The sequence below is a fragment of the Rhodococcus sp. 4CII genome (genome assembly GCF_014256275.1).
Lineage (GTDB): Bacteria > Actinomycetota > Actinomycetes > Mycobacteriales > Mycobacteriaceae > Rhodococcus_F > Rhodococcus_F wratislaviensis_A.
Window position 1 is genome coordinate 2059569 of the sequence record NZ_JACCFE010000002.1, and the last position, 18721, is coordinate 2078289.

The window sequence follows — 18721 nt, forward strand, 5'->3', positions numbered from 1 at the left end:
TTCCGTGCGGTAGTCCCCGAACACCCTATCGGTCGCATTCAATCGGATGTTGCAGCCACCGCGAACGGATTGCGGCCCCGGCGGCCGCACTCGCTAAGGTTCAGTCTCGTGACGACGCCTCCCGTGACCCGGCGATTCGGTCGACGGGCAACCCTGAAGCGGTCGTTCGGCCTGCTCAGCGACTTCCGGCACGAACAGACCGCGCCCGACCTGTTCTACGGCGCCCTCGCCCGCGACTCCGTCGAACTGATCGGCGACCTGTACGGCGGTCTCACCGACTCGGACCTCACCGGAACGACGGTGCTGGACGTCGGCGGCGGACCCGGCTATTTCGCGGACGTGTTCCAGCAGGCCGGCGCCCGGTACGTCCCCGTGGAACCGGATCCGTCCGAGATGCATGCCGCGGGCCTGGCCGTGGGCGGCGCGGTCCGCGGGTCGGGGCTGGCACTGCCGTTCCGGACGTCGTCCGTGGACATCTGCTTCTCCTCCAATGTCGCCGAGCACGTCAGCGAACCGTGGGCAATGGCGGACGAGATGGTCCGGGTGACGAAACCCGGCGGCCTGATCGTGCTGTCCTACACGCTGTGGTGGGGACCGTTCGGCGGGCACGAGACCGGACCGTGGCATGCACTGGGCGGCGAGTACGCCGCACGCCGGTACCTGCGGAAGAACGGCCGCGAGCCCAAGAACCGATTCGGGGTCTCCCTGTTCAAAGTGGGTGCGACCGACGGGCTTCGGTGGGCGCGGCACACCCGGGGCGCGGAGTTCCTGGCGGCCTTCCCCCGCTACCACCCGCGGTGGGCATGGTGGTTGGTGCGCGTCCCCGGACTGCGGGAGTTCCTGGTGAGCAACCTCGTCCTCGTGATGCGGAAGAACTGACCGTGGTCGCGCTGGCTCTCGATATCGGCGGCACGAAGATGGCCGCCGGGATCGTCGACGCGGACGGTACGGTGCCGCACCCGGCCACCACGCCGACGCCGGCGGCCGGCGTCGCCGACGCATGCGCCGCCCTGCTGCGCGAGGTCGCGGGTTCGGCGCAGATCACGGCGGTGGGCATCGCCTGCGCGGGACCGGTCGACACGATCGCCGGCACCGTGTCCCCCATCAACATCGAGGAGTGGTCGGGCGGATTCGGCCTGGTCGACGCCGTGCGGCAACTCTTCCCCGGCGCGAGAACCCGGCTCGCCATGGACGGCGCCGCCGCCGCACTCGGCGAACACCACCACGGCGCCGGGCGGCGCGTCCCCGACCTGTTGAGTCTCGTCGTGTCCACCGGTATCGGCGGCGGGGTGGTTCTCGGCGGCCGCATCGCCGCCGGCCGGACCGGCAATGCGGGACACATCGGTCACATGGTGGTGCCCGGCGCGACCGAAACCTGCGCGTGCGGCGGGGCCGGATGCCTCGAAACGGTGGCCAGCGGGCCGTCGTCCGTCCGCTGGGCCCGATCCCACGGGTGGCGCGGAACGACGGGTGTCGAACTGGCGAGGGCGGCCGCCGACGGTGACGACGTCGCCGTGGCCGCACTCGACCGCGCGGGGACCGCGCTGGGGCAGGCGATCGCGTCCGCCGCCGCGCTGCTCGACGTCGATCTCGCGGTGATCGGTGGCGGGTTCGCCCAGGCCGGACCCCCGCTGTGGGAGCCGATGCGCCGGGCCGCGGAGCGTCACGCCCGGCTGTCGTTCGTCGCGAATCTGCGGGTGGTTCCCGCCGAACTCGGCGCCTCGGGAACCCTCGTCGGGGCGGGAGTCCTGGCCGTCGGCGAGGGCTGACGCAGCAGGATCTCCTCACCTGTTCCGAAATTCTGTAACGTGTTCTAGTGTTCAGGGTCACACCACGTTCAGGAGAGGAGGTGACCGTGAGCACGAGCACTGCCCGATCCGCCGACGACTCCGATCACTCGTCCGAAGTCGCCAGGCCCAGTGACTCCCGCCGCGATCCGGAGGTGTTACGAGACGCGCTGCAACGCTGGCTCGCCGATCGACTGCCCGCCGACGCCGCACCCGAGGTCACCCACGTCCATCTTCCCGACGCCAACGGCATGTCGAGCGAGACCATCCTGTTCGACGCCACCTGGTCGGGCCAGATCCACCCGCTGGTCGCCCGGGTCGCACCGGCCGACACGACGATGCCCGTCTTCCCCAGTTACGACCTCGACGGACAGTTCCAGGTGATGGCACAGGTGCGGGAGCACTCCGCCGTCCCGGTCCCGGTCGTCTACTGGTCCGAGTCCGATCCCGGTCCGCTCGGCGCTCCGTTCTTCGTCATGGCCCGCGTGTCGGGGCAGGTCCCGCCGGACGTGATGCCCTACAACTTCGGGTCGTGGGTGACGGAGGCGACCGAGGAGCAGCGCGCACTGCTGCAGCACAGTGCGGTGAATGTGCTTGCGCAACTGCACGACATCGATCGGCCGTGGGAGCGGTTCGCGTTCCTGCGGCTGCCCGGCGCCGGCCCCACCGTCACCGAGGCGCTCGCCGCGCACATCCGGCAGCAACGCGAATACTACGAATGGACGACGCGGTCCGGTCCGCGGTCGCCGCTGATCGAACGCGGTTTCGCGTGGATCGAGGAGAACCTCCCCGACGACTCCTCCCCCGCCGTCTTCTGCTGGGGTGACGCCCGCATCGGCAACATGATATTCGAGGACTTCCGGCCCGTGGCCGTACTCGACTGGGAGATGGCGGCACTCGGGCCCCGCGAACTCGACCTGGGCTGGATGACGTACCTGCACCGGTTCTTCGAGGACATCGCGGCGGCCGCCGGACTCGACGGGATGCCCGACTTCCTGCGACTCGACGACCTGGCCGCCCGCTACGAGGAACTGACGGGCCACACGCCCCGCGATCTCGAGTACTACACCGCCTACGCGGCACTCCGGCAGGCCACCATCATGCTGCGGATCCAGGAGCGCGCCATCCACTTCGGGCAAGCCGTCGCGCCGGAGGACCCGGACGACATGATCATGCACCGCGCCTCGCTGGAGGCGATGCTCGACGGCACCTACTGGGCGAAGATCCGATGACCGCCGACTACAGCGGAAACCCGCTCTCCCCGATGGACGACTACCCCGTTCATCAGGTGGCCGAACCCATTCGGCGCGTCGCGACATCCGACCGGAACTTCTACGACCGCTACTACTTCAATTGCTATCCGTCGGCGGAGTCCGACCTCTTCCTCATCATCGGTCTCGGGCAGTACCCGAACCTCGGCGTGACGGACGCGTTCGCGGTGCTCCGCCGGGGCGACGATCACATCGTCGTCCGCGGGTCGGCGGCGCTGGGCCACGACCGCTCCGACACTTCGATCGGGCCGTTCCGCGTGGAGGTCCTCGAGGGTCTGCAACGGCTGCGCGTGGTGCTCGAGCCCGGTGACTACGACCTCTCCTTCGACCTCACCTTCGACGGCACGATCCCCGCGACGCTGGAGCCCCGGCACTTCCGCAGGCAACTCGAACGGGTCACGTTCGACACGAGCCGCTTCGTCCAGACCGGCACCTGGGCAGGCGAACTCACGATCGACGGGCAGAGCGTCCCGGTCACCCCCGACACCTGGCGCGGCAACCGCGACCGGTCGTGGGGCGTTCGCCCGGTCGGTGAGTCCGAACCACCCGGCCGGCGGGCGGTCGACGGCATCCAGAACTTCTTCTGGATCTACTCGGTGATGCAGTTCGAGGACTACACCGTCTCCGTCGTCCTGCAAGAGGACGAACTCGGCCGGCGGATCGTGGAGGACGCCGTCCGGATCTGGCCGGACGCCGACCGCGAACCCGAATGGCTGGGCCGGCCCGAGCACGAGTTGAAGTTCGAGCCGGGGACTCGGGACGTGACGGCGGCGTCGTTGAGTTTCCACCGCCCGACCGGCGAAGTCGTCACCGTCACCTGCGAACTGCTGGTGCCCAATTACATCGGCATCGGCACGGGGTACGGCCTCGAAGCCGACTGGCGCCACGGCATGTGGCAGGGCGAACTCGAGGTGCAGGGACTGCGCAAGCGCGCCTCCGAGATCGACCCGGGGCTCCGGATGTTCTGTCCTGTCGACAATCTCACCCGCTTCCGACTCGAGGACGGCGGCGGCACCGTCGTCGGGACGGGGTTGTTCGAAGTGGCCGCGATCGGCCCGCACGCACGATACGGATTCGACAGTTTCACCGACACCGCCTCCTGACCGGGGTAACGACACGAGGAATGGACAAATGACCGAATACGACAAGCTCTACATCGGCGGCAAGTGGGTGGCCCCGGCCACCGATCAGGTGCTCGACGTGTTCTCCCCGGCCACCGAGGAACGCGTCGGCCGCTGTCCCGTCGCGTCACCGGCCGACATCGACGACGCCGTCGCCGCGGCCAGGCAGGCATTCGACGAGGGTCCGTGGCCGCGGACCACACCCGCCGAGCGCGGTGAGATCCTGGCGAAGGCCGCGAAACTCATCGAGGAGCGCGGCGACACCCTCAACGCGCTGATCTCGTCCGAGATGGGTCAGCCGCCCGCGATGGTCGGGATGATGCAGCAGACGCCGTCGCTCGCGACCCTGAATTTCTACGCCGGTCTCGCGAACGAGTTCGAGTGGGAGCAGACCCGTACCGGCGCGTTCGGCCAGACGAAGGTGCTGCGCGAGCCGGTCGGTGTAGTGGCCGCGGTCCTCGCCTGGAACGTGCCGCTGTTCCTCGCCGTCAACAAGCTTTCCCCGGCACTGCTCGCCGGCTGCACCGTGCTGCTGAAGCCGGCACCCGAATCTCCGCTCTCCACACACCTTCTCGCCGAGATCTTCGCCGAGGCGGGGGTCCCCGAGGGCGTCATCTCCGTCCTGCCCGGCGGCGCCGAGACCGGCGAGTACCTGGTGTCGCATCCCGGGATCGACAAGATCACGTTCACCGGCAGCAGTCCCGTCGGCCGCAAGATCGGGGCCATCGCCGCACAGAACCTCAAGCGCTGCTCCCTCGAACTGGGCGGCAAGTCGGCGGCCATCATCCTCGAGGACGCCGACCTCCCGTCCACCATGCCGATGCTCGTGATGTCCGGGCTGATGAACACCGGCCAGGCCTGCGTCGCGCAGACCCGGATCCTCGCCCCGCGGTCCCGGTACGACGAGGTCCTGGACGCGCTGGTGGCGGGTGCCGGATTCATGACCGTCGGCGATCCGTCCGACCAGGCCGCGCAACTCGGACCGCTGATCTCGGAGAAGCAGCGCGACCGCGTCGAGGGCTACATCGCCAAGGGCAAGGAGGAGGGCGCCCGCGTGGTGCTCGGCGGCGGCCGACCAGACGGTTTCGACAAGGGCTGGTACGTGGAGCCGACGATCTTTGCCGACGTCGACAACTCGATGACCATCGCCCGCGAGGAGATCTTCGGACCCGTCCTGTCCGTGATCCCTTACGACTCCGAGGACGAGGCGATCAAGATCGCCAACGACTCCGACTACGGACTCGCCGGCTCGGTGTACACCACCGACATCGAGCACGGACTCGCCGTCGCCAAGCAGATCCGCACCGGCACCTACGCCATCAACTGGTACGCATTCGATCCGGGATCGCCGTTCGGCGGCTACAAGGCCTCCGGCATCGGCCGCGAGAACGGACCGGAAGGGCTCGAGGCCTTCTGCGAGACCAAATCCGTCCTCATGCCGCCCGGCTACACGGCATAGGCGGCTTCGCCGCCTGTGCGCCTTTCTGGTTGCTGCAGCAACCAGAAAGGCGCACAGGGGTTAGCGTGATCGGGTGACCGCATCGACTCCGGACACCGCCCACGACTCCGAAAGCGAGAGTGCGCTCACGGTCGTTCTCGCGTTCGGCGCGAACATCCTGATCGCACTGGCCAAGACCGTTGCCGCCGTGGTCACCGGCTCGGCGTCGATGGTGGCGGAGGCTGCCCACTCGTGGGCCGATTCGGGCAACGAGATCCTGCTCTTGATCGCCAATTCCCGGGCCAAGCGCGCGCCGGACCGCATCCATCCGCTCGGGTACGGGCGGGAGGCGTACGTCTGGTCGATGTTTGCGGCACTCGGGCTGTTCGCCCTGGGCGCGGGAGTGTCCGTCACGCACGGCATCCAGGAACTCGTGCACGCCGAGCCGGCCACGAACTTCGCGGTCGCGTATGTGGTGCTCGGCGTCTCGTTCGTCCTCGAATCCATCTCGTTCCAGCAGGCGTACCGGCAGCTGCGCGCCGAGGCGATCGCCATCGACCGCGACGTCCTGGCCCACGCTCTCCGCACGTCGGACCCGACCACCCGGGCCGTGTTCGCGGAGGACGCCGCGGCGCTCATCGGTTTGGGCATCGCCTTCCTGGGCGTACTCCTGCACCAGATCACCGGGTCGGCGATCCCGGACGCCGTCGGCTCCATCCTGGTCGGAATCCTGCTCGGCGTCATCGCGTTGATCCTGATCGACCGCAACCGGCGGTTCCTGCTCGGCGAGGAGGCATCTCCCGCTCTGCGCCAGGCCGGCATCGAGGCGCTCGTGGCGCTGCCCGAGGTCGACCGGGTGACGTTCCTGCGGATGGAGTATCTCGGACCGCGGCAGGCGTATCTGGTGGCAAGCGTCGACCTGGTCGGCGACTACTCGGAGTCCCGTGTCGCCCGCACCCTCCGCGACCTCGAGGCCCGGCTGGAGCGGAGCTCCCGTGTGGTCCGCGCGATTCTCACCCTGTCCACAGAGGACGAGCCGACGATCACGGTGTGATCGCCGGCCCCTTCCGATCCGAGGTCTAGCTGCCGAACTGCATTCCACCCAGCGGGCCGCCGACGAGAACGATCTGCGGCAGCGTGGTCTGGGGGTTCGCGACCGTCGTCAGCGACAGGCATTCGCCGATGACCGCGTAGGCGCCGTCCGGGAGTTCCGGTGTGGTGAACGTCTTGACCGCGTTACCGGCCTGGTTGGCGACGACCCGCTCGAGCGGGTTGGTGGCCCACGCGACGAATCCCGGCTCGAGCACCACGGTGGGATCGGCGAGCACGGCGGGCAACTTGGTGGCGTCGAAAGCCACTGCACCGCAGGACTGGGCGTCCAGCAGATTCAGGACGTTGGGGTTGGTGACGGTGATGTCGAGGGTGTTTCCGTCGGCCGCGGTCACCACGGTGGGAGGCTGGACTTCCGTCGCTGCGGACGCCGTCGCCGGCATGGTCATGGCTACGGTGGCGGCGGCTGCGGCAGCGAGTGCGGCACCTCCGGCGAGTCGTTTCATGCCCCTGCTGGTCCCTGTCTGCATCTGCAATCCTTTCGTCGCGCGAGCTTCGAGAATCGAGGCCTTTACAAACCGAATGGTATGCGTTTACTTCGGGAACGTCCCCTGGAACGACGAATGTCACAGTGGTTCAGTCGAACTGAACCACTGTGACATTCGGTCACCGGGGTGGGACTAGCTCAGGCGCTGCTTCAGGGCCTCGAACTCGTCACGGATGCCGGAGGGAACCTTCTCGCCGAGGAACTCGAACCACTCCTCGATGAGCGGCAGCTCCTTCCTCCACTCGTCGACGTCGACCTTCAGCGCCTCGTCGACGTCGTTTGCGTCGACGTCCAGGCCACCGAGCTCGAGATCGGCTGCGGTCGGAACGAATCCGATCGGGGTGGACTCGGCGCCGGCCCTGTGCTCGATGCGGTCGACGATCCACTTCAGCACGCGGGAGTTCTCGCCGAAACCGGGCCACAGGAAGCGGCCGTCGTCACCGCGACGGAACCAGTTGACGTAGAAAATCTTCGGCAGCTTCTCGGAATCCGCGTGCTTGCCGAGGTTGATCCAATGGTTCAGGTAGTCGCCGGCGTTGTAGCCGATGAACGGGATCATGGCCATCGGGTCGCGGCGGACGGTGCCGACGGCACCCTCGGCGGCCGCGGTCTGCTCGGACGACAGCGTGGCACCGAGGAACGTGCCGTGCTGCCAGTCGAAGGACTCGCTGACCAGCGGGACCGTCGTCTTACGGCGTCCGCCGAACAGGATCGCGGAGATCGGCACACCCTGCGGGTCGTCCCACTCGGGGGCGAGGATCGGGCACTGCGACATCGGGGTGCAGTAGCGCGAGTTGGGGTGCGCGGCCTTCTGGTCGGAGTCGGGCGTCCACTCGTTGCCCCTCCAGTCGACGAGGTGCTGCGGGTCCCCTTCGAGACCCTCCCACCACACATCGCCGTCGTCGGTCTGCGCGACGTTCGTGTACAGCGAGTTGCCCGCCTCGAGCGTCTTCATCGCGTTCGGGTTCGAGCCGTAGTTGGTGCCCGGCGCGACGCCGAAGAATCCGTACTCCGGGTTGACGGCGTACAGGCGACCGTCCTCACCGAACCGCATCCACGCGATGTCGTCGCCGAGGGTCTCGGCACGCCATCCGGGGATGGTCGGCTGGATCATCGCGAGGTTGGTCTTGCCGCAGGCGCTCGGGAACGCGGCCGCGATGTAGTACGGCTTGTCCTCCGGGGAGATCAGCTTGAGGATCAGCATGTGCTCGGCGAGCCAGCCCTCGTCGTGGGCCATCGCCGACGCGATGCGCAGCGAGTAGCACTTCTTACCGAGCAGAGCGTTTCCGCCGTAGCCGGAACCGTAGCTCCAGATCTCGCGGTCCTCGGGGAAGTGGGTGATGTACTTGGTGTCGTTGCACGGCCACGGGACGTCGGCCTGACCCTCTTCGAGCGGTGCGCCGACCGAGTGCAGCGCCTTCACGAACGGCTTGTCGGTGCCGAGTTTCTCCATGGCGGCCGTACCCATGCGCGTCATGATGCGCATCGACACGACGACGTACTCGGAGTCGGTGATCTCGACACCCAGCTTCGGGTCGTCGGCGCCGAGCGGTCCCATGCAGAACGGCACCACGTACATGGTGCGTCCGCGCATGCTGCCGCGGTAGAGGTCGGTCATGAGCGACCGCATCTCGGTCGGGTCCATCCAGTTGTTGGTGGGCCCGGCGTCGATCTCCTCACGCGAGCAGATGTAGGTGCGCGACTCGACGCGGGCGACATCCGACGGGTCGGAGTTGCCGACGAACGAATTCGGCTTCTTCTCGTCGTTGAGGCGGGTGAACGTGCCCGCCTCGACGAGCTGCTCGGTCAGTCGATCCCATTCGGCGTCCGAGCCGTCTGCGAAGACGACCCGTTCCGGCTGAGTGAGTTCGGCAACCTCTCGAACCCAGGCGAGCAGCTCACTGTGCTCCGTGGGGGGCGTGCCGTCAGTTCCGTTCAGACCGGGAATGGTCGCTGAGGTCATCAAACTCTCCTGGGGTGAGCCGGAACCGGACCATCTGCCGTCCGCTGAGAGAACCTCACAGCGAGTGCCAGACGGTCCGATTTCCCCTCTCGGCGGGGTCCAGCCAGGCCGTCCATGCCACATGGAAGACGCGGGCGCCGGGTGTCCTATCCCTAGAGGTTAACGCCGCGAGTCCCATCACGGGGAATCGGGTGCGGTTGGAATGGTCACAAGAACGATTCAGTAGCGTTGCCAGGGGCCTTTCCGGGTCTGGAGTGCGAATTTCGGAGGCGTTCAGCCGTTACCGAGAGTCCCGCCATCGGTCTGCTGCCAGTGCACGACGCCGTCGCCGTCGCGGTGAAACTCCCACGACGCATAGGCGCCGTCGTCGTGGATCAGCGTCAGATGGTCTGCGTCGCCGTCCGAGTCGAGGTCAGAGGCGATGACGACCGCGTCGCCGGCCTCGAAGGTCTGGGTGTCCAGGACCCCGTCTCCGTCGATGTCATGGGTCGGGTCGGTGAGGGTGACCGCCCCGGAATCGTGGCCGAAAGTGCTCGGATCGACGTCCGGCACGTCCGGGATGAGAAAACTCTCCGTCGTCGCCACCGCGGTCCCCCTTCACATTTCGAGCGATTTTCACGCACGAATCAAGACATATCAAGATGATTCAACACGATCCCACAGGAAATCGGGCGAACATCGGTCGGTACCTATGTATTCAGACGTTCGACGGTTCGTTTCGGTTCCCCCACACGGCGGCGGACCTCCTGCAGTCCGCGGTCGACCGCCGCGAGGTCGCGTTCACAGGAGGACAGCTGCCCGGAGCGTCGCGCGACGACCCGACGGAGTTCGGCGTCGATCTGCGCGACCCGCTCGTCCACCTTCCCGACGCAGACCCGGCTCTCGGCGATGATCGCCTCACTCACCCGGGTCTCCGCTGCGAGCAGTCGGCCGAGGGCGAACTGCTCCCACTGCGACCGCACGTGGACCAGCGCGTCGGTGGCCCACTGCCGCACGTGGGCACGCTCGGCGACCTGCCCGCGTGCCCGCGTCAGCCACCACGCCGCGACCGCGCCCAGCGCCAGGGTGAGCGGGATGGTCGCGATGTCGAGGACGGGCACCATCGACAATGGCGAGACCACCAGCCTGCCGAGACCCAGCCCCGCGGACGCGCCGATCAGCACCGTCATCCGGTCCTCGAGTCCGCGGTGCCGCGGTTCGGGCCCGTCCGGCGCGGCGGGGTCCGGCAGCGGAACGTCGGTCGCGGGTGTCGATCCGGTGACCCCCAGGCGGGATGTCAGGGTGTCGAGGCGCGCGGTCACCGCGGCGTCGACCGCGCCGCTCCGCTCGCGCACGATGTCGGTCAGCCGGTCCGGATACCCGGCGAGGGTTCCACGCCCGGCGCGATCGATCTCGGCGCGCACGGTCGTTCCCACCGTACGAACCTGCGACGCCACCTCGTGCATCAACTCGACCTTCGCGAGCTGGACCTGCCCGCGCAACTGCGCGACCCGTTCGGTGCGCCCGCCGTCACGCTGCGCGAGCGAGCGCACCCGCTCGGCGCGCAGTTCCGCGCCGGGCTCGGAGTCCCGCACGGACCGCGCGGTGGTGACGATCATGCGCCGGGTCTGCTCGAGCGCGGTCTCGACGGGGGAACGGCTGTCACGCGTGTCGTCGCGAGCGGCGGACAGGAGTGCCGCGAACACGGCCTCGACCCCGGACCCGCCGACCGCCACGGGGTGGATGGTCGAGTCGGCGAATCGCGGCGAGTGAGCGGCGAGCAGCGTCCGGTTGCGTTCGCTCACCCGCGCCCAGTCCCGGTGGACGTCGGTCTTGGTGAGTGCGAACACCACGGGACCGGCGGGGCGCGCGACGACATCGAGGGCAGACAGCTCCTCGCGGCCGAGCGGCGCCGCGGCGTCGAGCACCATCAGGACGACGAGGGCGTCGACCGGATCGTCCACGAACGCGAGGGCCGACCGATCGAGCGCGCGGAGCCCACGCACGAGCGTCGACTTCCCGGCCCGGCGCGGTCCGGCCACGAAGACACCGCGCCCCGGTGCAGCACCGGACCGCAGCCGAGCGGCGGCGTCCGGATTCCACCGCGTGACGACGTCGACCGTCTCGGCAGGCAGATCCGACAACTGGTGCGCGGTCACGCGCCGCGACTGCCGCTCAGCTGTTGCCACACGCGCACGTAGTGCCGCCGCACGTCGACGGCGGCCCGGCGCCCGCGGGCCGTCGGCTGCAGGGCCTGTTGTGCGCGCCACCAGTCCGCGCATCTCCCGGCGTCCTCGGCATTTCGCGGCGGCTCCGGCGCCTCCGCGGCGCAGTCGTCCAGGTGGAGCCGGGCCGCGACGGCCGCGAGTGCGACGGCGTCGTCGTCGGCGAGATACGCCTCCAGCACGTCCCGAGCCGCCGCGCTGCGTGCCGCCAGCGACCGCAGCGACGTCAGCAGTGTGTCCGCCCGGCGCGCCCGGGTTCGTGCGGCCCGGTCGGCGACGGCGGCCGACACCGCGTCGATTCCGCTGTTCGGATCGCCCGCGGTCGCGAGCGTCCCGATCAGGGGCAGAGCAGGAAGGCCGCTCTCGGTCGCACACTCGGCGGCACGGGCGGTCGCGGCCGCCCACGCGTCGGCCGGGGCCCGCGACTCGCCCACCGTGTCCGATTTGTTGAGAACGAAGAAGGTCTGCGCCGGATCCAGCGGCCGCACCGCGTCCCGATCGGCGTCGCGCACCGTTTCGACGACGACGTACACCACCACATCCGCGTCGAGAACGGGGTCGGGCGCACCGGGCACGTCGACGGGATCCGTCTCCTCCACGACGACTCCCGGGATCGTGCCCGCGGTCAGCGCCGCGGCCACCGTGGACCGGCCCACACCCGCTCGACCGGCGGTCTGGACGCGAATCGGCGCTCGGAACGCGGCCACGGCCTCGCGCACGCGATCACCGGCCGTCCGGTCTCGCGACGCGACGTCCCCGGCCAGTTCCGCCAGTTTCCCGCCCCCGGCATCCGCTGTGCCCATGACGCAGTCACCCCCCTTCGTACCGCGCCGATTCTGTCAGACCCCGACCGAATCGGCGTGGGCAACCGTGCAGGCTGAGCACCGGATTACGGAAAAAGTCTCAACGTGAACTTCAGACCCGTATGCCGGAAACGCCCCTCATGCGTGACAATGGTCCGGTGAACCACGCTGATCAGGATGCACCCGCCGTCCCCGAGGAGGGGCAGACGAAGGACTCGAAGGGGTCGCGTCTCCACCCGAGGGTGACAAGTTTTCGCTCGCGCAGGGGCGCTCTGACCGCCGCCCAGCAGGAGTCCTGGGACCGGCAGTGGCCGAAGATCGGCGCGGACGTCTCCGACGATCGCCTGGATGCGGCGTCCTGGTTCGGCCGCGACGCGCCCCTGATCCTCGAGATCGGCTCGGGAACTGGCACCGCGACCGCGGCGATGGCGAAGGCCGAACCGCACGTGAATCTCATGGCCGTCGAGGTCTACCGGCCGGGGCTCGCGCAGTTGCTTCAGCAGATCGAGCGGGACGAGATCCCGAACATCCGGGTCCTGCGCGGCGACGCCATGGACGTCCTCGAGAACATGATCGAACCGGAATCGCTCACCGGTGTCCGTGTCTTCTTCCCGGACCCGTGGCCGAAGGCCCGCCACCACAAGCGGCGCCTGCTGCAGGCCCCTACCTTCGCCCTGATCGCGAGCAGGCTCAAGGCAGGCGGTGTGTTGCATGTCGCAACAGACCACGCCGAGTACGCCGAGGCCATCGCCGAGGCGGGCAACGCAGAACCCCTCCTGACCTCCCTCGACTGGGAATCGCCGATGACGCACGAACGTCCGGTGACGAAGTTCGAGGACAAGGCCCACCAGGTCGGCAGTGCGATCACCGAGTTGATTTGGGGGAAGATCAGGCCATGAGTGTCAGCGAGCAGTACTCCGACATGGCCGGCGCCGCCCCGGCAGGCGCCGCGGTGTCGTCAGGATCTCCCGCGGCGGGCGCACGTGACGGACGTCACCAGAAGCGAGTTCTTCTCGTCTGGGACGCACCCAACCTCGACATGGGACTCGGTGCCATCCTCGGCGGCCGGCCCACGGCCGCCTACCGGCCACGATTCGACGCACTCGGCCGCTGGCTGCTCTCCCGGACCGCGGAACTGTCCGCATCCGGCACCGACACACTCGAACCCGAGGCGACGGTCTTCACCAACATCGCGGCTGGCAGCGCCGATGTCGTGAGACCGTGGGTCGAAGCCTTGCGTAATGTGGGCTTCGCGGTGTTCGCCAAGCCGAAGGTCGATGAGGACAGCGACGTCGATTCCGACATGCTGGACCACATCGCGCTTCGCCATGGTGAGGGGCTGGCCGGTGTCATGGTCGCCTCCGCCGACGGTCAAGCGTTTCGCGAACCGTTGGAGGACATCGCCGCGACCGGCATTCCGGTCCAGATACTCGGGTTCCGCGAGCACGCCAGCTGGGCGGTTGCGTCCGATCTTCTGGACTTCGTCGATCTCGAGGACATCCCCGGCGTGTTCCGGGAGCCGCTCCCTCGGGTCAGCCTCGACACACTGCCCGACGAGGGTGCCTGGTTGCAGCCGTTCCGACCGCTTTCCGCCCTGCTCGTCGGGCGGAAGAGTGCTGCCGAGTAGGAGTTGATCAGTGTTCGCGAGCTGGGGAAGCGTCGTCTACCGGGCCCGATTCACCGTCATCGGCATCATGGTTGCCTTGTTGCTGGGTTCGGCCGCGTACGGCCTCGGCCTCGAGAAGCATCTCAGCCAGAGCGGCTGGGACGATCCGGGCTCGGAGTCGGTCGCCGCGGCCAAGCTGGCTGACGGCACCTTCGGTCGCGACACCAACAGCGACGTCGTCGCGCTCTACACGGCGCCCGAGGGCAAGACGATCGAGGACCCCGCGTTCCAGGCGAAGGTCGTCGAGAACCTCGAGCGCGTGGCCGCGGAGCACCCGGACAAGATCCTCAAGATCAACGGCGGGTATTTCAAGGTCGGCACCGCTCCGCAGCTGGCGTCCGCGGCGGACGCCGACAAGCAGCACGCGATCGAGAGCATCGCGATCGTCGGTGACAACGACACCGAGGTCACCGCTAATTTCCGGGACGTCAAGGACGAGTTCTTCATCGACGGCGTCGACGTGCAACTTGCCGGACTCCAGCCCGTGTCGGGTGCGCTGAACGACACGATGGCCAAGGACATCCGACGGATGGAGATGCTGGCGATCCCTGCCGTCGGCGTCCTTCTGTTCTTCGTGTTCGGCGGTGTCGTCGCGGCGGCGCTGCCGCTGATCATCGGCGGTCTGACCGTGGTCGGCGCCAACGGGATCGTCCGGCTCATCACCAATTTCACCGAGGTCAACTCGTTCGTCGCGCCCGTGGTCTCCCTCGTGGGTCTCGGCCTGGCCATCGACTACGGGTTGTTCATCGTCAGCCGGTTCCGGGAAGAGATGGCGGAGGGGTACGACACCCGCTCCGCCGTTCGCAGAACGGTGATGACCGCGGGCCGCACCGTGGTGTTCTCGGCGACGATGATCGTGGCCAGCCTCGGCGGTCTGCTGCTGTTCCCGCAGGGCTTCCTGAAGTCCGTCGCGTACGGCGCCATCGCGACGGTCGGGCTCGCGGCATTGACGTCGATCACGATCCTGCCCGCCATCCTCGGCATCCTCGGCAAGCGCATCGACGCCCTCAGCACCGAGCGCTTCCGCCAGACGAGGAACACCGAGGAGATCGAGGCGAGCATCTGGGGCCGGCTGACCCGCTGGGTGATGCGCAACCCGCTCAAGGTCACGATCCCCATCGTCGTCGGCCTGCTGCTGCTGATCGTGCCGTTGACCGGCATCAAGTTCGGCGGCATCAACGAGACCTACCTCCCCCCGGGCAGCTCGACCCGAGCGGCGCAGGAACAGTTCGACGAGATCTTCCCGAATCTTCGCACCGAACCGGTGAAACTCGTCGTCTCCGACGCGGACAACAAGGCGCTCGGCCAGATCATCAAGGAGGCCAGCGGCGCGCCGGGACTGATCGAACGGTTCTCCCCGGAGGGCGCGGCCAAGGACGGTGTGGTCGTCCTCAAGGCGGGTCTCGTCGACCGCAACGAGTCGAAACCGACCATCGACTATCTCCGTGCCATGGACAAACCGGACGGGGTGCAGGTGCTGGTGGGCGGCACCCCGGCCATCGAGCAGGACAGTATCTCCGCGCTGCTCGACCACCTGCCGACGATGGTGATCTCCGTCCTCGTGCTGACGACTCTGCTGATGTTCCTGACGTTCGGCTCGCTGGTGCTGCCGATCAAGGCGGCGTTGATGAGCGCGCTGGGACTCGGATCCACGCTCGGCATCCTGACGTGGATCTTCATCGACGGTCACGGTTCGGGGTGGTTGAACTTCACCCCCGGCCCGATCATGTCGCCGGTGCTGGTGCTGATCATCGCGATCGTCTACGGCCTGTCCACCGACTACGAGGTGTTCCTGCTCTCCCGCATGGTCGAGGCGCGGGCGCAGGGGGCGAGTACCACCGAGTCGATCCGCATCGGTACCGCACACACCGGGCGCATCATCACGGCCGCGGCCCTGATCCTCATCGTCGTCACCGGCGCGTTCGGGTTCTCCGAACTGGTGATGATGAAGTACATCTCCTACGGCATGATCGCCGCGCTCGTCATCGACGCGACCCTCATCCGCATGTTCCTCGTGCCCGCCACGATGAAACTGCTCGGCGACGACTGCTGGTGGGCGCCCGCATGGATGAAACGCATCCAGGAGAAGACCGGTCTCGGTGAGCCCATCCTGGACAGCGAATTGATGCCCGACGACGTCCCGGAACTGACCCCGATCGGTGCCGTCCCGCAGCAGCGGAAGGTCACGGCGCCACCGGCACCGCGGAAACCGGAACCGCTCACGGAACCGATCCCGCTGGTCGCGGCGCGGGCGCTGGCGGCAAAGCTGTCGAAGGACGACGCGAAAACGCGCCGGGCGCAGAACGAGGCTCGGCGCTCGGCCACCGGCAGGCCTGCCCGTCCGCCGGAGGACGTCGCGGACACGCCGCCGGAGGAACCGCGGACCACGGTGCTGCCGCAGCCCGCCCCGCCGCGGCCGGCTCCGACGCAATCCCAGCCGGCACCGACCCAGTCGCGTCCCGCACCGCCGCCACGGCCCGCACCGCAGCGGCCGGCACCGCGGCCCCGTCCGGCGGCTCCGGCGCCGGGTCCGGCCACCGAGTCGCGTCCCATCGAGAGTTGGCTCGCGGACCTGCGGTCCACGTCGGCCGCCGAACCCCGGCCGATCTCCTCGCCGGCGGAACCGCGGCCGAGCGCGCCGGCGCCGTCCCTGCCCACCCGCTCGCCCCGTTCGGTGCCCGCACCGTACGAGCAGGAGACCCTCCAGTCGTCTCCTGTCCGCCCCGTGCCCCCGATCCCGTCGAGGCGACGTGCGGCCGAGCCGTCGGAGCCCGTCAACAGCGGCAGGCGCACCAACGGCACCAACGGCACACCCGCCAACGGGGCTCCGGCCAACGGCTCCCGTCGTCGCAGCGTCGAGGAGCCGCCCGTCGATCCGGACGACGCTTCGAGCGGACGGCATCGCGCGGACGACGGCAACGCGGTGAGTGTCAGCGAACTCATCGCTCGGCAGAACCGGCGCTGACGGAGCCGTTCGGCGTTTCCCGTCCGGAATCCCGTTCCGCGAACTCACGCGCGTAGCGGGTGCCGGCGAGGAGCAGCAGCAGGCCGACGACGAGGAACGCGAGGACGCGGAACAGTCCGTCGAGGGTGGCGAGGTCGAACAGGAACAGCTTGGCCAGCGCCGCTCCGGTCAGTCCCAGCCCGACGCCGAGCGCGGTGTGCGCATAGTCGCGTCGAGCCAGTCCGAACACCAGGGCCGCCGTCGCCGCCGCCATCCACACGATGGTCGCGGCGCAGTGCCCCGCGATGAATCCGGCGGACGTGCCGGTGAGCGTCGTGCCCGCCGACACCGTTGCCGTGGTGACCGCATACAGGATCACCAGCCCCGCTAGCACCCAGCACGGCTGGGCATTGTCGTCGTTCAACAGTGTCAGCGAGTGCGCGTACCAGGCGAACAGAAAGACCGTTCCCGCCAGCACCAGGGCAGACAGCACCGTCGTCACCCCGAGCGCATCCAGCGCACTGTCCTCGTCGACGAGGACGAACGGCGGAGCGGTGACCAGGAACGCGATCCCGCCCACGACGGTGAAGACCGCGCCGACGGCGTACGCGATCCGGGAGTCCGCCTGCCCGCCGACGGTCAGGAACAGCGCCGCCACCCCGAGCAGGACGAGGGGCGCTAGGTCGTCGCTCGACCCGATCAGGCAGGCCTCGAGCAGCGCCAGGGTTCCCACACCTGCGAGAGCGATCCGCGCGTGACGCGGCAACGACCGCACGGCGGCGAACGCCCCGAACATCACGGCGGCCAGTGCCAGCGCGATCGACGTGGACACGAGGCGGTCGAACAAGTGACCCAGCACCAGCGTCGGGACCGCCGTGGCGACGATCATCGCGGTCGCGGTGACGTCACGAGAGTTGCTGCGCAACAGAATGATCGACGTCACCAGACCGAAGACGGCAACCAGGGCGGCGGAGGCGAGCACCCAGTAACTCTCCGGCCGCTCGGACAGTCCGGAACTCCCGGTCGCGATCAGCAGCGCGATCACCACCGGACCCGTCCGCGCGATCGACAGGTACGGCCAGTCGCGGCCGACCTGCGCGGGGAAGCTGGCGACCTGGATGACGAACAGGAACCCGACGAGCGTCAGCGTCACCCCGTCGGTGAGAACGGGCGCGAGCACGGCGGCACCGGTCACCACGAGCAGCGCGAGGGGTTGCGCATCCCACCGGACGGCCAGTGCGACACCGGCGCCCGCGATCCCGAGCGCCGCGACCATCGCGAGCACCGGCAGCAACCAGTGATAGACGACGGCCACGGCCACGACGTCGAGATAGGCGCCTGCGATACCCGTTGCCGCGAGCGCGATCCCGCCCACCCGGCCGCCCGGGCGTCCGAAGACGCGAATGCCGGTGTAGACCAGACCGGCCGAGAACAGCCCGCCTGCCGCGACGCGCAGTTCGGGGCCGAAGAATCCGGCCTGCGCCGCCAGCACGAGCAACATCACCACCCCGATGAGGGTGACGGCGACACCCGCGACGGCCAGCACGCGACTGATCATCCCGTCGCGCTGCCACCAGGGTTCGCGCACCACCCGCGGCGGCGCCGGCGGGGCGGGGCGGTACGGGAGGGGCTGCGGGGGTGGCGGTACCGGGACAGTCTGCGCCACCGGGGGCCGGTACATCGACTGGGGAGCCGGCTGAGGCTGGGGAGCCGGCTGAGGTTGCGGTTGCTGTTGGGGCCGCGGGACGCTCGCGAGTTGCGCCTGCAGGACGGCGAGGTTCTCACCCACGTGACGCATCTGCTGACCGAGTGCCGAGAAGTCGCCGGAGAGCTGCGCGACGAGCCGGGGGTCGACTGAAGGAATACCAGGTGTGGACATGGATCCATCGTCCGGCGACGACGGCGTCCACACATGAGTAGGCCTACT

General features: G+C 68.8%; 15 protein-coding genes. 9 read left to right on the forward strand and 6 right to left on the reverse strand.

What is annotated here, in order from left to right; translation table 11 throughout:
• Positions 1–123 precede the first annotated feature (123 nt).
• The 6 genes from H0B43_RS10320 to H0B43_RS10345 all read left to right on the forward strand — a co-directional run bounded on the left by H0B43_RS10320 (position 124) and on the right by H0B43_RS10345 (position 6671).
• Complete coding sequence (locus tag H0B43_RS10320; protein ID WP_185730027.1) at positions 124–879, forward strand: class I SAM-dependent methyltransferase; 756 nt, start codon at positions 124–126, stop codon at positions 877–879.
• A 2-nt stretch (positions 880–881) separates the two neighbouring features.
• Positions 882–1769, forward strand: coding sequence for an ROK family protein (locus H0B43_RS10325; RefSeq protein WP_185728007.1), 888 nt, complete (start codon positions 882–884; stop codon positions 1767–1769).
• Positions 1770–1849: 80 nt separating this feature from the next.
• Entirely contained in the window at positions 1850–3019 is a 1170-nt protein-coding gene (locus H0B43_RS10330; protein WP_185728006.1) for a phosphotransferase family protein, read from the forward strand.
• Positions 3016–4161: a hypothetical protein gene (locus H0B43_RS10335; RefSeq protein WP_185728005.1), complete on the forward strand. Its 1146-nt coding sequence runs from the start codon at positions 3016–3018 to the stop codon at positions 4159–4161. Before H0B43_RS10330 ends, H0B43_RS10335 begins: the two co-directional genes overlap by 4 nt.
• Before the next feature lie 28 nt (positions 4162–4189).
• A complete protein-coding gene (locus H0B43_RS10340) occupies positions 4190–5638 on the forward strand; it encodes an aldehyde dehydrogenase (RefSeq protein WP_185728004.1) in 1449 nt (482 codons plus the stop codon).
• Positions 5639–5711: 73 nt separating this feature from the next.
• Entirely contained in the window at positions 5712–6671 is a 960-nt protein-coding gene (locus H0B43_RS10345) for a cation diffusion facilitator family transporter (RefSeq protein ID WP_185728003.1), read from the forward strand.
• A 25-nt stretch (positions 6672–6696) separates the two neighbouring features.
• Here H0B43_RS10345 and H0B43_RS10350 read toward each other — a convergent pair whose 3' ends face one another.
• From H0B43_RS10350 to H0B43_RS10370, 5 genes are all read right to left on the reverse strand, one after another.
• Positions 6697–7197 carry a hypothetical protein gene (locus H0B43_RS10350; RefSeq protein WP_252189825.1) on the reverse strand — a complete coding sequence of 167 codons (501 nt, stop codon included), beginning with the start codon at positions 7195–7197 and terminating at the stop codon, positions 6697–6699.
• 150 nt (positions 7198–7347) lie between these two features.
• Positions 7348–9177 carry a phosphoenolpyruvate carboxykinase (GTP) gene (locus tag H0B43_RS10355; protein ID WP_185728002.1) on the reverse strand — a complete coding sequence of 610 codons (1830 nt, stop codon included), beginning with the start codon at positions 9175–9177 and terminating at the stop codon, positions 7348–7350.
• 273 nt (positions 9178–9450) lie between these two features.
• Positions 9451–9762: a DUF6802 family protein gene (locus H0B43_RS10360; protein WP_185728001.1), complete on the reverse strand. Its 312-nt coding sequence runs from the start codon at positions 9760–9762 to the stop codon at positions 9451–9453.
• 104 nt (positions 9763–9866) lie between these two features.
• Positions 9867–11345: a hypothetical protein gene (locus tag H0B43_RS10365; RefSeq protein ID WP_312037616.1), complete on the reverse strand. Its 1479-nt coding sequence runs from the start codon at positions 11343–11345 to the stop codon at positions 9867–9869.
• Positions 11312–12184, reverse strand: coding sequence for a hypothetical protein (locus H0B43_RS10370; RefSeq protein ID WP_185727999.1), 873 nt, complete (start codon positions 12182–12184; stop codon positions 11312–11314). The genes H0B43_RS10365 and H0B43_RS10370 overlap by 34 nt, the downstream gene beginning before the upstream one ends.
• A 122-nt stretch (positions 12185–12306) precedes the next feature.
• Between H0B43_RS10370 and trmB the strand changes: the two genes are divergently transcribed.
• The 3 genes from trmB to H0B43_RS10385 are packed head-to-tail and all read left to right on the forward strand — an operon-like array spanning position 12307 to position 16815.
• Positions 12307–13083 (forward strand): tRNA (guanosine(46)-N7)-methyltransferase TrmB, encoded by a 777-nt coding sequence (trmB, locus tag H0B43_RS10375; RefSeq protein ID WP_185727998.1) that lies wholly within the window; start codon positions 12307–12309, stop codon positions 13081–13083.
• Entirely contained in the window at positions 13080–13811 is a 732-nt protein-coding gene (locus H0B43_RS10380; RefSeq protein ID WP_185727997.1) for an NYN domain-containing protein, read from the forward strand. Before trmB ends, H0B43_RS10380 begins: the two co-directional genes overlap by 4 nt.
• Before the next feature lie 10 nt (positions 13812–13821).
• On the forward strand, positions 13822–16815 hold the full coding sequence (locus H0B43_RS10385) for an MMPL family transporter (protein WP_185727996.1): 2994 nt from the start codon (positions 13822–13824) through the stop codon (positions 16813–16815).
• On the opposite strand, the gene H0B43_RS10390 is transcribed toward H0B43_RS10385, so the two are convergent.
• Positions 16790–18673, reverse strand: a complete 1884-nt coding sequence (locus H0B43_RS10390; protein ID WP_185727995.1) for a DUF2339 domain-containing protein — start codon at positions 18671–18673, stop codon at positions 16790–16792. The genes H0B43_RS10385 and H0B43_RS10390 overlap by 26 nt on opposite strands.
• Positions 18674–18721: the final 48 nt, after the last annotated feature.